Source organism: Nonomuraea sp. NPDC003560 (genome assembly GCF_042878785.1).
Lineage (GTDB): Bacteria > Actinomycetota > Actinomycetes > Streptosporangiales > Streptosporangiaceae > Nonomuraea.
Genome location: NZ_JBIAOF010000003.1, coordinates 129,121 through 144,349, shown reverse-complemented (window position 1 = coordinate 144,349; position 15,229 = coordinate 129,121). Strand labels below are relative to the sequence as shown.

The following is a 15,229-nucleotide window of genomic DNA, read 5'->3' as shown; positions in this document are numbered from 1 at the left end:
TATCTGGGTGTGAGGTGTGTGATGCGCGGATTCAGTGACGGGGAGTTCGCCTACCTGCTTGAGCACGACCTGGCGCGGCTCGCCACGGCGGGAGCCGGGGGAACGCCGCACGTCGTGCCCGTGCGGATCCATCTCCAGCCGGACCGCGGCATGATCGCGGTCGGCTCCCGCCTGCTGCCCGGCGGCGTGCGTCCCCGGCGGTACCGCAGGGACGTCAGGGACAACCCCGAGGTGTCGCTCGTCGTGGACGACTTCACCGAGGACGGGCCGCGCGGCGTCCTCGTCCAGGGGGTCGGGCGGGTCCACGCCAAGGGCGGCGAGCGGCTGAAACCCGGGTACGAGCCCGTATGGGTGGAGATCATGCCGCTGGCCGTCGCGTCGTGGGGCATCGACTCGGGCGCCTACGAGCCGCCGCGCAGCCGCCCGGTCGCCGCCGGCACGTTCACTGCTCCGTGAGCCGCTGCGCGCCGAGGTGCCAGGCCAGCACCCGCCGCTCGGCCACCAGGAACAGCTCGTTGAGCAGGTAGCCCAGCACGCCGAGCAGCACGATCCCGGCCCACATCGCGGGCAGGTCGAACGTCGAGTACGCGGTGGTGAGCTGGAACCCGATGCCGTTGGAGGCCCCCGGCAGCAGCTCGGCGAAGACCATGACGATCAGCGACAACGACAACGACAGCCGCAGCCCGGCGAACATCTTCGGCAGCGCCGACGGCAGGACGACCCGCAGCAGGCGCTCGGTCCCCGACAGCCGGAACACTCGCCCGGTGTCCAGGTGCAGCGGATCGACCGCCCGCGCGCCGTCGGCGGTGTTGAGCAGCACCGGCCACACGACGCTGAACATGATGAACGCCAGCTGCATGCGCAGCCCGAAGCCGAACACCACCAGGAACACGGTGACCAGCGCGGGCGGCGGGATCGCGCGCAGGAACTGCAGCACGCCGTCGAGATAGTCGTAGACCCGCGCCGACAGCCCGAACGCCAGCCCGAGCAGCACCCCGGCCACCGCCCCGCCCGCGAACCCGGCGGCCATCCGGCCCAGGCTCGGCAGGACGTCGTCCACCGCCGCGCCGGTCAGGAACAGGCTGCCGGGCGGGCCGGAGAACCACATCTGGTGCATCCGGGCCACGATCGTCGTCGGCGGCGGGAAGAACGAGCTGCCCGCCAGCCGCGTGCCCGCCTCCCAGGCCAGGACCAGCACGGCCAGCACGGCCACCCGGAACGCCGTGCCGCGCGTGCGGTCGCGGGCCGACGGCCCGCGCCGGGCCCCGGTCACGACCCCTCCGTCAGCCGGGCGTGGTGCCAGCGGAAGGCGCGCTGCTCGGCCGCCACCAGCATCGCGTTGACCAGCACGCCGAACAGTCCCACCCAGAACACCCCGGCCAGGATGTCGGTCATCCGGGCCGGGACCGCGATCCCGGCGAAGAAGATGAACACGCCGATGCCCTCCCCGCGCCCGGCCACGATCTCGGTGCTGACGGTCAGGATGAGCGCCACGGACGCCGCCAGCCGCACGCCCGTGGTGATGAACGGCGCGGCCGACGGCAGGCTGACGCGCAGCAGCACCGACAGCGGGCCGAAGCCGTAGGAGCGCAGGGTCTCCTTGGCGACGGGGTCGACGCCGCGCAGGCCGTACATGGTGTTGTAGAGGATGGGCCACATGGCGGCGTAGAGCACGAGCGTGACGCGGAGCTGCAGGCCGGTGCCGATCACGAGGGCGACCAGCGGGATCAGCGCCACCGACGGGATCGGCCGCAGGAACTCCACCACCGAGCGGGTGGCGGCGTCGATCACCGGCACGCTGCCGAGCAGCAGGCCGAGCGGCACCGCCACCAGCACCGCGAGGCCGAGCCCGAAGGCCCAGGCCAGCAGGCTGGTGCGGGCGTGGGTCAGGAAGGCCGGATCGGCGAGCAGCGCCAGGCCACGCCCGACGATCCGCGTGGCCGGCGGCAGCACCTCGGCGTCCACCAGCCCCGACCGGCTCAGCAGCTCGACGAGGACGGCGAAGCCGGCCGCCCCCGCCGCCCGGCGCGACCACCGCGTGGCGGCGCCGGCCGGACGGCGGACGACGCCCGTCGCGGTGCTGCTCACCCCGACGTCGTCGGGGACATCAACGTCTTGACGTCGATCTCCTTGCCCAGCCACTTGGCCTCCCACATCCAGTCGGCCACCCGCTGCAGCCGCACCGGGTTGTCGGAGCTGGAGAAGTAGGGGAAGGTGACCGTCGCCGCCGTGGACGCGTCGATCTGCGTGAAGTTCGGCAGCACCTTGGCCACCACCTCACGGTTGTTCTCCATCAGCTTGGCCGCGTTGTGGATGGCCCGCTGGAAGGCCGCCGCCGTCCTCGGGTTCTTGTCGTACCAGTCCTGGGTGCTGATGTATCCCGAGATCGGGAACTCCGCCGCCGGCCCGGAGGCCGGGTCGAGGATCTTGCGCGCGCCCATCGACGAGGTCGCCGCGGTGACCAGAGGCTCGCCCAGGTAGGCGGCGTCGATCTGGCCGCTCTTCCACGAGGCCATGATGTTCTGGAACGTCACGGGGACGTACTTGATCGTGCCGGGGTCGATGTTGTTGGCCTTGAGCACCTGGGTGAGCGCGAGCTCCTGGAAGTTGTGCAGGACGTTGACGTTGATCGTCTTGCCCGCGAGGTCCTTCGGCGTCTTGATGGGGGAGTTGGGCAGCGCCATGATGCTGAGCGAGTCGGGGGCGGCCCGCGAGCCCTCGGCGAGCACGTGGATCTTGATCGCCCCCTTGTCGTGCGCCTGGAACATCGACACGTAGTTGCCGAACATGGCGTCGATCTCACCGTTGACCAGCATGGGGATCGCCTCGGGGGCGGCCTGGACGACCTGCGGGGTGACGTCGAGACCCTCCTGCTCGAAGAGCTTCTGGTCGATGGCGACGTAGATGGCGGCACTGTCGATGGCGGGCAGGGTGGCGATCTTGAGCTTCGTCTTCTCCAAGGCGCCGCCGCCGCCGTTCGCGGAGGCGGAGGGTGGTGCGCTGGCGGTGGTTGAGCCGCCGGTGCTGCACGCTACGGCGCCTAAAGTCACAGCGAACCCGATGATGGCGGCCTTGGCGGAGCGGCCAAGCCTCATGTCAGGGACTCCCTTCAAGACGTGGAGCCGGGGGGACCGGGTGGCTGAACTGCCCCCGGGGCTGAGTGCCTGACGAACAAGCAGGAATCGACCGTAGCACCACATTGGCAGTCATTATCAAGAAAATGACTCTTGTGGTTGCAATGTCCGTTTGCCGCTCTATCGTAAATAGAGGCGTGAGATGTCTTTGTCCGTTTTGGGAAAGAGGGTGGCGACCGGGGCGTCTGTTACTGGTGGGACTAGCTGACCTGGATCGTTCCGCGGGCGGAAGGGGGCTTGCGGAACACGTTTCGGCTGCCCGTTTTTGCAGGTAAACGGCGGTCTACCAATTTTGTCACAATTTTTGGACAATCCGGGATATAAGCCTCAGAGGGGCACTATAGGTGGTTGGTCCTGACCGGTACCTGTGCTCAAATGGCCCTCATCTCGATTGTACATATTGCCCCACGTGCATTTACCTGCATGGTCTTCGAGAATTCCCCTCCGGGGCGAGAGGTTGCGAGGCAAGTGAGAACGCAGAGCGCTGAAGCTTCCGCTGACCGCGAGCCGCACGGGCACCAGAAGCGACGGCTGCCCAAACCTGCTTCTAACAGGTTCGGATTGGGCAATTGGCACGTACGATCGCGCCTCGTGGCGTTGATCGTCGTACCCACGGCTGTCGCGGTGGGCCTGGGCGGGCTGAACGTGATCACCTCCCTCAGGGACGCCGACACCTACCAGACACTCAGAGAGGTGGCCGAGCTCAGTGAGCAGCTCGGCGCCGTCACGCACGAACTGGCCTTCGAACGGGACGAGACCGCTCTCTACATCGCCCAAGGCCGTCCGGAGAGCCGCGCGGCCCAGCTCCGCACCACCTACAGCGGGGTCGACAACCTCATCGACGAGGCCAAGGTGCGGGCCGGCGCCCTCACCGACACCCACGCCGACTCCGTACGCCCGGTGCTGCGCCGCCTGGAGGAGATCCAGACCCTGCGCGACACCGCCGTCAAGGGCAAGATCCAGCCGCTGCCGATGATCCAGAAGTACTCCCAGATCATCTCCACCCTCCTGCAGTTCCACGACCAGGTGGGACAGGTCGCGGTGGACGACGACATCTCCCACAGCGCCAGCTCCATGGCGGCCATCGCGCGCGCGAAGGAGCAGGCGTCCAAGCAGCGCGGCATCCTGGCCAGCGCCCTGGACAAGAAGAGCTTCGACAGCGGCGAGCTCGACGCGCTCTCCGACGCCAAGGCGCGCGAGGAGAGCGAGGAGACCCTGTTCGCCACCCTCGCCAGCATCGACCAGCTGGAGCTCTACCGCGACACCGTGGTGGGCAGGGACGTCGACCAGACCGACCTGTTCCGGCTGCGGGCCATGGCCCAGTCCGTCGAGGCCAAGCCCCTGAGCATCGGCGTACGGCCGGACAAGGACGTCGGAACCTGGTTCGACGTCAGCACGGGCAAGATCGACGCCCTGCGCAGCGTGGAGAAGTCGCTGGCCTCCTCGGTCATCCTGCGGGCCCGCGCCCTGGAGGAGGCGGCCAACCGGTCGGCGCTGATCTCCGGCGTGCTCATCATGATCCTGCTGATCGTGGTGCTGATCATCATCACCTTCATCGCCCGCTCGCTCATCAGGCCGCTGCGCAGGCTGCGCGGCGAGGCCCTGGACATCGCCGGCAAACGCCTGCCGGAGACCGTGCGGGCGCTCCGCGAGGCGGGTGACGGCAAGGTCGGGCCCGTCCCGCCGATCGGGGTGGACACCCACGACGAGATCGGCGAGGTGGCGCGCGCCTTCGACGAGGTCCACCGCGAGGCGGTCCGGCTGGCCGGTGAGGAGGCGCGGCTGCGCTCGAACGTCAACGCGATGTTCGTGAACCTGTCGCGGCGCAGTCAGACGCTGGTGGAGCGGCAGATCACCCTGATCGACGGTCTGGAGCAGGGCGAGCAGGACGAGCAGCGGCTCGGCAACCTGTTCAAGCTGGACCACCTGGCCACGCGCATGCGGCGCAACAGCGAGAACCTGCTGGTGCTGGCCGGCCAGGATCCGCCGCGGCGCTGGAGCCAGCCGGTCAAGCTGGTCGACGTGGCCCGCGCCTCCCTGTCGGAGGTCGAGAGCTACGAGCGCGTCGTGCTCCAGGTGCCCGACGGCGTGTCGGTGGCCGGCCAGGCCGTCAACGACGTCATCCACCTGCTGGCCGAGCTGGTGGAGAACGCGCTGTCGTTCTCGCCGCGCGAGACCCGGGTGGCGGTGTCGGGCAGCAGGATCGACGGCGGCGGCGTGATGTTGTCGATCACCGACTCCGGCATCGGCATGACCCCCGAGGAACTGGCCCAGGCCAACGACCGCCTCACCGACTCGCCCAGCGTCGACGTGTCGGTCTCGCGGCGGATGGGCCTGTTCGTGGTCGCCAGGCTGGCCCACCGGCACGGCATCAGGGTGCAGCTCCGTCCGCACAGCTCGGGCGGGCTGACCGCCATGGTGCTCGTCCCGGAGAACATGCTCGGCACGCAGCCGCCCGGGTTCGCGGGCATGCAGCCGGCGGCGGCCGAGAGCACGTCCGGGAGCGAGCCGTACGTGGGGCCGCACGCGGCGCCCCCGGCCACCGACTGGCCGCCGATCTCGGCTCCGCCCGAGGCCGACTGGCCCGCGGCCGCCTCCGCCGCCGGGGCCGACTGGCCGCCCGCGCCGCCCGCGCCGGGAGCCGACTGGCCGCAGGCGCCGCTCACACCGGCGGCCGACTGGCCGCAGGCGCCCCCGGCCGCCGGACAGGACTGGCCGCGGCCCACCTACCAGATGGGCCCCGCGCACCCGTCGTACCCGTCGAACCCGGAGGCGGGGGGCAACTGGCCGCAGTGGCCCTCGTCCGACGGCTGGCCCTCCGACCCGCACGGCGGCGGCTTCGACAGCCACGACATCTGGTCGCCGCCGCGCAACAACGGCGACCGCGGGCTGCCCAAGCGTCCCCCGGCCGAGCCGCCGCCCCCCTGGAAGCAGGACGGCCTCCAGCGCCCGCGGCCCGACTTCCCCGAGACCGAGTCGGCGGCCACCGGCCCGATCCCGCCCGTGCCGCCCGCCTCCGCCGGGGACGACTACCTGCCGATCTTCGCCGCCGTCGAGTCGGCCTGGTTCGGACGCGACGAGGGCGGCTGGGGCTCGACGAAGGCCGACGCCGGCTGGAGCGCCGCCGAGGCGGCGGCCGAGCCGGCCCGCGACGGCACGACCGCGGCCGGCCTGCCCAAACGGGTGCCCAAGGCGAACCTGGTGCCCGGCTCGGCCGACACCTCCGCCTCGCCCAAGGGCGTGTCCCCGATGCCCTCGGTCTCGCCGGACCGGGTGCGGAACAGGTTGTCCAGCTTCCAGCAGGGCTTCCGGGCGGCCCGCGACGACATCACCGAGGGCAGGGCGTTCCAGCCGGGCCCTCGCGGCTCCTACAACGGTGAAGCCCACAACAGTGAAAGAGAGGAGGGCGCATGAACGACCTGAGCCACGCGGCGCGCGGAGTCGACTGGTTGATCACCGACTTCGTCAGCACGGTCCCCGGTGTGGCACATGCGGTGGTCGTCTCGTCCGACGGGTTGCCGCTTGCGGCCTCGTCGGGTTTTCCGGCTGACCGGGCCGACCAGCTGGCCGCCATCGCGTCGGGGCTGGTGAGCCTGACGCAGGGTGCGGCCAGGGTGTTCGAGGGTGGTGCGGTCAACCAGACGATCGTGGAGATGCAGCGCGGGCTGATGCTGATCATGTCGATCAGCGACGGCTCGTGCCTGGCGGTGCTGGCGGCTCCGGACTGTGACATGGGGCTGGTGGCGTACCAGATGACTCTGATGGTGGATCGCGCCGGTCAGGTGCTGACCCCGGCTGTGCGGGCCGAGTTGCGCGCCAGCCAGACCAGGTGATGTAGGTGACGGACCAGAGATGGAACAGCGGCGGCTGGGCGCCTCCGCCCAGGCCACAGCCCCAGTCGCAGCTGCACCCCGACCCCGCCTCGCCCGTCCGCCCGTACGCGGTGACGGGTGGGCGGACGGCGCCCAGGGTCAAACTGGCGATGGAGGCCCTGGTGTCGTCGGCGACGGCCGAGCACCGGGAGTTCTCGCACATCACGCCGGAGTACCAGGCGATCAGCCAGCTGTGCAGGCAGGTCAGGTCCGTGGCCGAGGTGTCGGCGCTGCTGCGGATCCCGCTGGGCGTGGTGCGTGTTCTGATCGCCGACATGGCGGCCGAGGGCCTGGTCCGCGTGCACCAGCCACAGCTGGACGCCGGCAGGCCGGACGTTAATCTGCTCGAAAGGGTGCTCAGTGGACTTCGCAGGCTCTAGCCCCGGCTTGACTTCAACGAAGATCGTGGTGGCCGGTGGTTTCGGGGTGGGCAAGACGACGTTCGTCGGCGCGGTCTCGGAGATCATGCCGTTGACCACCGAGGCGGTGATGACCGACGCCTCCGCGGGGATCGACGACCTGGGCATGACGCCCCTGAAGTCGACCACGACCGTCGCGATGGACTTCGGCCGCGTCTCGCTCGACCGTGACCTGATCCTCTATCTGTTCGGCACGCCGGGCCAGCACCGGTTCTGGTTCATGTGGGACGACCTGGTGCGCGGCGCGATCGGCGCCGTCGTGCTGGTGGACACCCGCCGGCTGGCCGACAGCTTTCCCGCGATCGACTACTTCGAGGAGGCGCAGCTGCCGTTCGTGGTGGGCGTCAACGGCTGGGACGGCCAGTACCCGCACAGCGACGCCGAGGTCCGCGACGCCCTCACGCTGGCCCCCCACATCCCGCTCGTCCGGCTGGACGCGCGCTCCAAGGACGCCGTCAAGAGCGCGCTGATCCAGCTGGTCGAGCACGCCCTGTCGATCAGGATGGCGGTGCCGGGCTGGAGCGGCGGCAGCTGATCCGGCCCGCCGCCGCCCCTCGCGCTCAGCGGGGCCGGGCCTCGATGAGGCTGGCTCCCGAACCCAGCTCGACGACCTCGGCCAGGCGCAGGTCCGCCCGGTCGAGCAGTGCCGTGTACTGCTCCCGGCTGCGCTCGGCGCCGCCGTCGAAGATCGCCAGCATCCGCATGTCGATGTCCTTGCCCAGGTGCGGCGCCTCGTCGTCGGGCAGCACCACCTCCAGCACCAGGACGCGGCCGCCGGGGTTCATCGCCCGGCGGACGTTGCGCAGGATCGTGACCGCGTCCTCGTCGTCCCAGTTGTGCAGGACGCTGGCCAGCAGGTAGACGTCGCCGCCCGCCGGGACCTCGGTGAAGAAGTCGCCGGTGACGACCTCGCTCCGCTCGCCCAGCCCCTCGGCGGCCAGCAGCTCCCTGGCCCGGTCGGCCACGTGCTCCAGGTCGAACAGGATGCCGCGCATGTCCGGGTTGGCGTGCAGCACCGTGGCCAGGATGTGGCCCTTGCCGCCGGCCACGTCCACCATGGTCGCGGTGGCCGGGAAGTCGTACCGCTTGGCCAGGCCCTCGGTGAAGGGGATCGCGCGGGCGGTCATGTAGTCGTCGAACAGCTTGCCCGCCCCGGGGTTGGCCGCCAGGTAGTCGTACAGGTGGCCGTAGCGGGCGGCGAAGGCCGAGCCGCCGTCGCGGACGGTCGCGGGCAGGTTGCCCATGGCGTGCCAGAAGCCCTCCTCGCCGAGCATCCTGATCGACGAGCGCACCGAGTCGGGCACGTCCGAGCGCAGCGCCGTGCCGCGCTCGGTCAGGTCGAACGTGTCCGGCCCGGCGCCGCGGACCACGCCCATCCCGGCCAGCTCGCGCAGCACGCGGCGCAGCCGGGGGGCGTCGGCCTCGCAGCGGGCGGCCAGGTCGGCGGTGGTGAGCGGACCGTGGGCGAGGTGGTCGGCCAGGCCGAGCTCCGCCATGGTCAGCAGAGCGGCGAAGCGCGAGATGTCGGCCACGGCCCCCCAGAGGAGGTCATCCGAGTGGGGCATGGGGTCCTTCCAGAAGTCAGACGTTGCGGTTGGCCTGCCGGTGCCACACCAGCAGGCGGCGCTCGGCCAGCACGAACAGCGAGTTCACCAGGTAGCCGAGGATGCCGAGCAGGGCGATCGCGGCCCACACGCCGGGCCCGTCGAAGCTGCGCTGGGCCTGCAGGAGCTGGTAGCCGATGCCGTCCGTGCTGCCGAACAGCTCGGAGATCACCATGAGGATCAGCGCCAGCGACAGGCTCAGCCGCAGCCCGGCGAAGATCTTCGGCGAGGCGGCGGGGAGCACGACGACGCGCAGGCGCTGTGCCTTGGACAGGCCGAACACGGTGGCGGTCTCGGTGTAGGTGCGGTCCACGGCCCGGACGCCCTCGATCGTGTTGAGCAGCACCGGCCAGATCACGCCGAACACGATCGTGGCGAGCTGCATGCCGAGCTGCGCGTACTCGGTGCGCGCGAACAGCGCGACGAACAGCGGCAGCAGCAGCGGCGGCGGGATCGCCCGGCCGAACTCGAACAGCGCGTCCACGTAGTCGGTGGCCGTCTTGGAACGGCCGAGCGCCACGCCGAGCAGCACCCCGAGCAGCGAGGCCAGGATCCAGCCGCTGAACATGCGGCCGAGGCTGGGCAGGATGTTGCCGATCGCGTCCTCGGTGAGGAACAGGTGGGAGACGGGCCCGGAGAACCACATCTGGTACATGCTGGTGACGATGGTGAGCGGCGGCGGGAAGTCGCTGTCGTCGATGAGCCGCCCGAGCAGCTCCCAGACGACCAGCACGACCGGCACCACCCACAGCCTGGACAGCCGCCTCACGACTCCGACGCTCCCATCCGGACGCGGTGCCAGCGGAACAGCCGCCGCTCGCCGGCCAGCAGGACGAGGTTCGCGAACACCCCGAACGCCCCGGCCCAGAACGTCGCCGCCATGATCAGGTCCATCCGGTTGCCGCTGCCCGCCTGGATCGTGTAGACGCCGATCCCGGCCGTGCCGCCGGCCAGCAGCTCGGCGCTGACCGCGAGCACGAGCGCGATGCCGGCCGCGATCCTGATGCCGGTCGCGACGAAGGGGGCGGCGCTCGGCAGGCTGACCCGGGCCAGCACGGCCAGGCGGCCGAAGCCGAAGCTGCGCAGCGACTCCTTGGCCAGCGGGTCCACGTCCTGCATGCCGTACAGGGTGTTGATCAGGATCGGCCACATGGACGCGTACACGATGACCGAGACCTTCATCAGGCCGTCCACCGGGATCAGCAGGATCGCCAGCGGGATGATCGCCACCGAGGGGATCGGGCGCATGAACTCCAGCAGCGGCCGGATCGCCCGCTCCACCGGCGGCACCGCGCCCAGCAGCACGCCCAGCGGCACGGCCACGACGATGGCGGCGAGCAGGCCGAGCGCCCAGTTGGTGAGGGTGGTGACCAGGCCCTCCGTGAACACCGGGTCGGCGAGCAGGCGCACGGCTTCGTACAGGATGACGGAGGGCGCCGGGAAGATCACGCCGTCGCTCAGCGCGAAGCGGATGACCAGCTCACCGGCGATGAGGAACCCCGCGGCGCCGGCGGCGCCGCGGAGCAGACGCGCGGTGTTCATCAGCTTGCAGGGGCGGCGATGACCGACTTCACGTCGACCGGGCTGGTGAGGTACTTGTACTCCAGCATCAGGTCGGCGACCTTCTGCAGCCGGTTCTCGTTCAGCTCGCTCGGGTACGTGCCGAGCGTGATCACCGAGGCCGTCTTGGCGTCGATCTTGGTGTACTTCGGCAGCGTCTCCTCGATGACCTTGCGGTCACTGGAGGCGAGCTGCTGCGCCTTGGCGATGGCCCGCTGGAAGGCGGCCAGCGTCTTCGGGTACTTCTGCACCCAGTCCTCGGTGGCCATCCAGCCGGCGATGGGGAAGTCCTCCGTCTGGCCGGTCATGGTGTCGGCGAGCTTGCGGAAGCCGAAGGCGCTCTGGTTGGCGGTGATGAACGGCTCGGTCATCCAGCCCGCGTCCGCCTGCGCGGAGTTGATCGCGTTGCCCTGCTCCGGGAACGGCTTCTCCACGAACTTGACGTCGGACTCGGTCAGGCCGGCGACCTTGAGCTGCGTCTCCACGGCCAGGGTGGCGATGTTCCTGAGGTTGTTGACGTAGATCGTCTTGTCCTTCAGGTCCGCCACCGTCTTGATGGGGGAGTCCTTGGGCACCATGATGTTGAACGTGTTCGGCGCGGCCTGGTACATGTCCGCGACCAGCTTGATCTTCTTGCCCTTGCTCACCGCGAGGAAGGTCGAGACGTAGTTGGTCTGCGAGATGTCGAGCGCGCCGCTCTCGATCTGCGGCAGCGCCGCCGCGCCACCGGTGATGGTGACCGGCTCGACGGTCAGTCCCTCTTCCTTGAAGAAGCCCTTTTCGTTGGCGAGATAGACCGACACAACGTCGGGCACGGGGAGGGCGCCGACCTTGATGGTGGTCTTCTCCAGGCCCTTGCTGTTGGCCGAGCTCTTCGCGGTCTCGCCGCTGCCTCCGCCGCAGCCGGCAAGGGTGAGCGCCAGAGCCACGCCGACGACAATGGCGTGACCGCGCATAGTGCGTGTCATGGGGGGGTTCTCCTACCAGGGGGAAGTTCCGGAGATCGGCACGGGATGCCGGGCGTGAAGCGTACCGGAGCCGACTTCGGATCTACAGCGCTATGCCGCGTATATGTTGGTTTATCGCGAAAATATGACAAATCGGCGCTATAGATGTAAATCTGAAGATTAAGTACGTTTAGTGGTGATATGTCCGTATTGGGACGGTGGTTGCGCTCCGTGTGCGCTGGTATGCGACGTGAAGGGAGTGCGATGTGGAACGGTTGAAAACCACCGAAACGTTGGCCTAAGTATGAGGTTTGTGCTCAAATTGGGCCTCGAACTTGCCTGCGATCACTCGTCCGCGTGACGAAGCCGCTGATTCCCCCTGAAGCAGGCCATGGCGAGAGGTTGCCACCAGTGAGGACAACAACGACCGGATCCGGTCGTGGCCGGGCTCCGGACGCCCCGGAAAAGGCCGCGGACGGCGAGGTGCGGCAGGCCCACCCGCCCAAGGCGGGCAGCCCGTTCGCCCTGCGCAACTGGCGCGTGCGTACCCGCCTCATCGCCCTCATCGCCATTCCCACGCTCGTCGCCGTCGTCCTCGGCGCCCTGCGGGTCACGACGTCGATCAACAGCGCCCAGCAGTACCAGGACATCAGCAGCGTGGGGACCCTGGTCGCACAGCTCGGCGAGCTCGCCCGCGACCTCGGGCTCGAACGCGACCTGGCCACCCGCCACGTCGCCACCAACCGCGGAGCCTCCGACGAGCAGCGGTTGCAGAGCCAGCACGAGATCGTCGACAAGCGCATCGCCAGCACCCTTGAGGCGGGGAAGAAGTCCGAAACGTCGCTGTCCGACCTCGGCAGGAAGTCCCTCGACCACATCCGGATCCGGCTCGGCCAGATCCCCACGATGCGCAAGGCCGTCGCCGAGACCAAGCTCGGCCCGCTGCCCACCAGCGAGAAGTACTCCGAGGTCATCGCCGAGCTGCTGCAGCTCTACGACGAGCTCGGCCAGGGCTCCACGGACGAGGAGATCATCGCCACCAGCGCGGCCCTGCGCGCCGTCGCCCGCGCCGAGGAGGAGGCCTCCAAGCAGCGCGGCCTGCTGACCAGCGCCCTGATCAGAGGCTCGTTCGAGGAGCCGGAGTACAACGCCTTCCTCGACGCCCGCTCCCGCCGCAACAGCGAGCGGGACTCCTTCCGCGCCGTCGCCACGCCCGCGCAGCGCCAGTTCTACGACAACACCGTCGCCAGCCTGAAGATCGGCCGCGCCGAGTTCTATGCCAGCCGCGCGGTGCTGCTGCACAACGCCAACCAGTCCCTGCGCCGGCTCGACACCTCGACCAGGGACGACACCGACCAGTGGTTCCAGTCCATCACCGAGACCGTCGAGCGCCTGCACACCGTGCAGAAGTCGCTGTCGGAGCAGATCGCCACCCGAAGCGCCGACATCGCCAGCAGCGACCGGCAGCTCGCCGCGATCAACATCGGCATCGTGATGGGCCTGCTCGTCCTGGTCCTCGCGATCACCGCCCTGATGGCCGGCTCGCTGGTGCGCCCGCTGCGCCGCCTGCGCTCGGACGCCCTGAAGATCGCCGGCCAGACGCTGCCCGACCTGGTCCGGCAGCTGCGCAACACCGACGTCAGCCCGGAACAGCTCCAGGTCCCGCCGATCGAGGTCAACTCCAAGGACGAGATCGGTGAAGTCGCCCGCGCCTTCGACGAGGTCCACCGCGAAGCCGTCCGGCTGGCCGGCGAGGAGTCCAGGCTGCGCTCGAACGTCAACGCGATGTTCGTGAACCTGTCGCGGCGCAGTCAGACGCTGGTGGAGCGGCAGATCACCCTGATCGACGGCCTGGAGCAGGGCGAGCAGGACGAGCAGCGGCTCGGCAACCTGTTCAAGCTGGACCACCTGGCCACGCGTATGCGGCGCAACAGCGAGAACCTGCTGGTCCTCGCGGGGCAGGACCCGCCGCGGCGCTGGAGCCAGCCGGTCAAGCTGGTCGACGTCGCCCGCGCCTCCCTGTCGGAGGTCGAGAACTACGAGCGCGTCGTCCTGGAGGTGCCCGAGGGCGTCTCCATCGCCGGCCAGGCCGTCAACGACGTCATCCACCTGCTGGCCGAGCTCATCGAGAACGCGCTGTCGTTCTCCCCGCGCGAGACCCGCGTCCCCGTCTCCGGCAGCAGGATCGACGGCGGCGGGATCATGCTCTCCATCAGCGACTCCGGCATCGGCATGACCGGCGAGGAACTGGTCCAGGCCAACGAGCGCCTGACCGACGCCCCCACCGTGGACGTGTCGGTCTCCCGCCGCATGGGCCTGTTCGTGGTCGCCAGGCTGGCCCACCGCCACGGCATCAGGGTGCAGCTGCGCCCGCACGGCTCCGGCGGCCTGACCGCCATGGTCCTCATCCCCGAGACGCTGCTCGGCGCGCAGCCCGCCGCGGTCGCCGGCGCGGGCGGCAACACCGCCGCCACGACCGCCCGCGAGGACGCCTTCGCCGCCTCCCAGCCCGCCGCCGGGGCCCAGCAGTGGCCCGGCGCCTCGGGCTTCGGGCTCGCCCCCGGGCACCCGTCCTACCCGTCGTACCCGTCCGAGCCGGCCGGCGGGTCGTGGCCGTCGATGCCGAACTCGCTGCCGTCCTCGATGCCGCAGTGGCCCTCGACGGAGTCGACGAACACCGGCTCCGACTGGCTGCCGGACTCGTCGTCCGACGTCTGGGTGTCCTCGCGCGGGCCGGTCACCGGGGAGCACGCGCCGCCGCAGCGCGGCCTGCCCCCCGAGGAGCCCCGCGCCTGGTCGGCTCCGCCGCAGGAGACGTCGCCCGCGTCCAAGTACGACTACCCCGAGACCGAGTCGGCGGCGACCGGCCCGATCCCCGTCGTCAAGCCCGCCTCCGGCGGGGACGAATACCTGCCGATATTCGCCGCGGTGGAGTCGGCCTGGTTCGACCAGGGCGAGCCGAGCGCCACCTGGGGCTCGGCCAAGGCCGACGCCGGCTGGAACGCGGCGGCGTCCGTGGTGGAGCCCGTACGCGACGGCTCGACGGCGGCCGGGCTGCCCAAGCGGGTGCCCAAGGCCAACCTGGTGCCCGGATCGGCGGACACGGCGTCCGCGCCCAAGGGCGTGGCTCCCATGCCGTCGGTCTCGCCCGACCGGGTGCGCAGCAGGTTGTCGAGCTTCCAGCAGGGCTTCCGAGCAGCGCGTGACGACATCAGCGAGGGCAGGACATACCAATCCGGCCCGAGGAACGACAGTAGGGAGGAGGGCGCGTGAATGACCTGAGCCACTCGGCGCGCGGAGTCGACTGGTTGATCACCGACTTCGTCAGTACCGTCCCGGGGGTCGCGCACGCGGTGGTCGTGTCATCCGACGGGTTGCCGCTCGCGGCTTCGTCGGGTTTTCCGGCTGACCGGGCTGACCAGCTGGCCGCCATCGCGTCGGGACTGGTGAGTCTCACGCAGGGTGCGGCCAGGGTCTTCGAGGGTGGTGCGGTCAACCAGACGATCGTGGAGATGCAGCGCGGGCTGATGCTGATCATGTCGATCAGCGACGGCTCGTGCCTGGCGGTCCTGGCGGCTCCCGACTGCGACATGGGACTGGTGGCGTACCAGATGACCTTGATGGTGGATCGCGCCGGTCAGGTGCTGACCCCGGCGGTGCGCGCGGAGCTGCGCGCCAGCCAGACCAGGTGAT

The 15,229-nt window shown here is 70.0% G+C and carries 14 protein-coding genes; 7 read left to right on the top strand and 7 right to left on the bottom strand.

Annotated features, from left to right (window positions below):
• Positions 1–21 precede the first annotated feature (21 nt).
• Complete coding sequence (locus ACFYUV_RS11545; protein WP_364324477.1) at positions 22–456, top strand: pyridoxamine 5'-phosphate oxidase family protein; 435 nt, start codon at positions 22–24, stop codon at positions 454–456.
• Here ACFYUV_RS11545 and ACFYUV_RS11540 read toward each other — a convergent pair.
• From ACFYUV_RS11540 to ACFYUV_RS11530, 3 genes are read right to left on the bottom strand one after another with little or no spacing between them, the layout of a single operon-like run.
• Positions 443–1,273, bottom strand: coding sequence for an ABC transporter permease (locus ACFYUV_RS11540; protein WP_387667764.1), 831 nt, complete (start codon positions 1,271–1,273; stop codon positions 443–445). The genes ACFYUV_RS11545 and ACFYUV_RS11540 overlap by 14 nt on opposite strands.
• Positions 1,270–2,088 (bottom strand): ABC transporter permease, encoded by an 819-nt coding sequence (locus ACFYUV_RS11535; RefSeq protein WP_387667762.1) that lies wholly within the window; start codon positions 2,086–2,088, stop codon positions 1,270–1,272. Before ACFYUV_RS11535 ends, ACFYUV_RS11540 begins: the two co-directional genes overlap by 4 nt.
• A complete protein-coding gene (locus ACFYUV_RS11530) occupies positions 2,085–3,095 on the bottom strand; it encodes an ABC transporter substrate-binding protein (RefSeq protein WP_387667759.1) in 1,011 nt (336 codons plus the stop codon). Before ACFYUV_RS11530 ends, ACFYUV_RS11535 begins: the two co-directional genes overlap by 4 nt.
• A 630-nt stretch (positions 3,096–3,725) precedes the next feature.
• Here ACFYUV_RS11530 and ACFYUV_RS11525 point away from each other — a divergent pair.
• The 4 genes from ACFYUV_RS11525 to ACFYUV_RS11510 all read left to right on the top strand — a co-directional run bounded on the left by ACFYUV_RS11525 (position 3,726) and on the right by ACFYUV_RS11510 (position 7,960).
• Positions 3,726–6,548 (top strand): nitrate- and nitrite sensing domain-containing protein, encoded by a 2,823-nt coding sequence (locus tag ACFYUV_RS11525; RefSeq protein ID WP_387667756.1) that lies wholly within the window; start codon positions 3,726–3,728, stop codon positions 6,546–6,548.
• A complete protein-coding gene (locus ACFYUV_RS11520) occupies positions 6,545–6,967 on the top strand; it encodes a roadblock/LC7 domain-containing protein (RefSeq protein WP_020546542.1) in 423 nt (140 codons plus the stop codon). Before ACFYUV_RS11525 ends, ACFYUV_RS11520 begins: the two co-directional genes overlap by 4 nt.
• Positions 6,968–7,038: 71 nt before the next feature.
• Positions 7,039–7,386 carry a DUF742 domain-containing protein gene (locus tag ACFYUV_RS11515; RefSeq protein ID WP_352350491.1) on the top strand — a complete coding sequence of 116 codons (348 nt, stop codon included), beginning with the start codon at positions 7,039–7,041 and terminating at the stop codon, positions 7,384–7,386.
• A gap of 7 nt (positions 7,387–7,393) precedes the next feature.
• Positions 7,394–7,960 carry an ATP/GTP-binding protein gene (locus ACFYUV_RS11510; RefSeq protein ID WP_352350291.1) on the top strand — a complete coding sequence of 189 codons (567 nt, stop codon included), beginning with the start codon at positions 7,394–7,396 and terminating at the stop codon, positions 7,958–7,960.
• A gap of 25 nt (positions 7,961–7,985) precedes the next feature.
• Here ACFYUV_RS11510 and ACFYUV_RS11505 read toward each other — a convergent pair whose 3' ends face one another.
• The 4 genes from ACFYUV_RS11505 to ACFYUV_RS11490 are packed head-to-tail and all read right to left on the bottom strand — an operon-like array spanning position 7,986 to position 11,557.
• The gene (locus ACFYUV_RS11505; RefSeq protein ID WP_358283726.1) at positions 7,986–8,990 is read right to left on the bottom strand and encodes a methyltransferase; all 1,005 of its coding nucleotides are present in this window, start codon (positions 8,988–8,990) and stop codon (positions 7,986–7,988) included.
• Between the two features lie 16 nt (positions 8,991–9,006).
• The gene (locus ACFYUV_RS11500; RefSeq protein ID WP_387667753.1) at positions 9,007–9,798 is read right to left on the bottom strand and encodes an ABC transporter permease; all 792 of its coding nucleotides are present in this window, start codon (positions 9,796–9,798) and stop codon (positions 9,007–9,009) included.
• A complete protein-coding gene (locus tag ACFYUV_RS11495) occupies positions 9,795–10,571 on the bottom strand; it encodes an ABC transporter permease (protein WP_358283732.1) in 777 nt (258 codons plus the stop codon). The genes ACFYUV_RS11500 and ACFYUV_RS11495 overlap by 4 nt, the downstream gene beginning before the upstream one ends.
• On the bottom strand, positions 10,571–11,557 hold the full coding sequence (locus ACFYUV_RS11490) for an ABC transporter substrate-binding protein (protein WP_358283734.1): 987 nt from the start codon (positions 11,555–11,557) through the stop codon (positions 10,571–10,573). The genes ACFYUV_RS11495 and ACFYUV_RS11490 overlap by 1 nt, the downstream gene beginning before the upstream one ends.
• A 390-nt stretch (positions 11,558–11,947) precedes the next feature.
• Between ACFYUV_RS11490 and ACFYUV_RS11485 the strand changes: the two genes are divergently transcribed.
• Positions 11,948–14,809 carry a nitrate- and nitrite sensing domain-containing protein gene (locus ACFYUV_RS11485; protein WP_387667749.1) on the top strand — a complete coding sequence of 954 codons (2,862 nt, stop codon included), beginning with the start codon at positions 11,948–11,950 and terminating at the stop codon, positions 14,807–14,809.
• On the top strand, positions 14,806–15,228 hold the full coding sequence (locus tag ACFYUV_RS11480) for a roadblock/LC7 domain-containing protein (RefSeq protein WP_352350301.1): 423 nt from the start codon (positions 14,806–14,808) through the stop codon (positions 15,226–15,228). Before ACFYUV_RS11485 ends, ACFYUV_RS11480 begins: the two co-directional genes overlap by 4 nt.
• Position 15,229 lies beyond the last annotated feature (1 nt).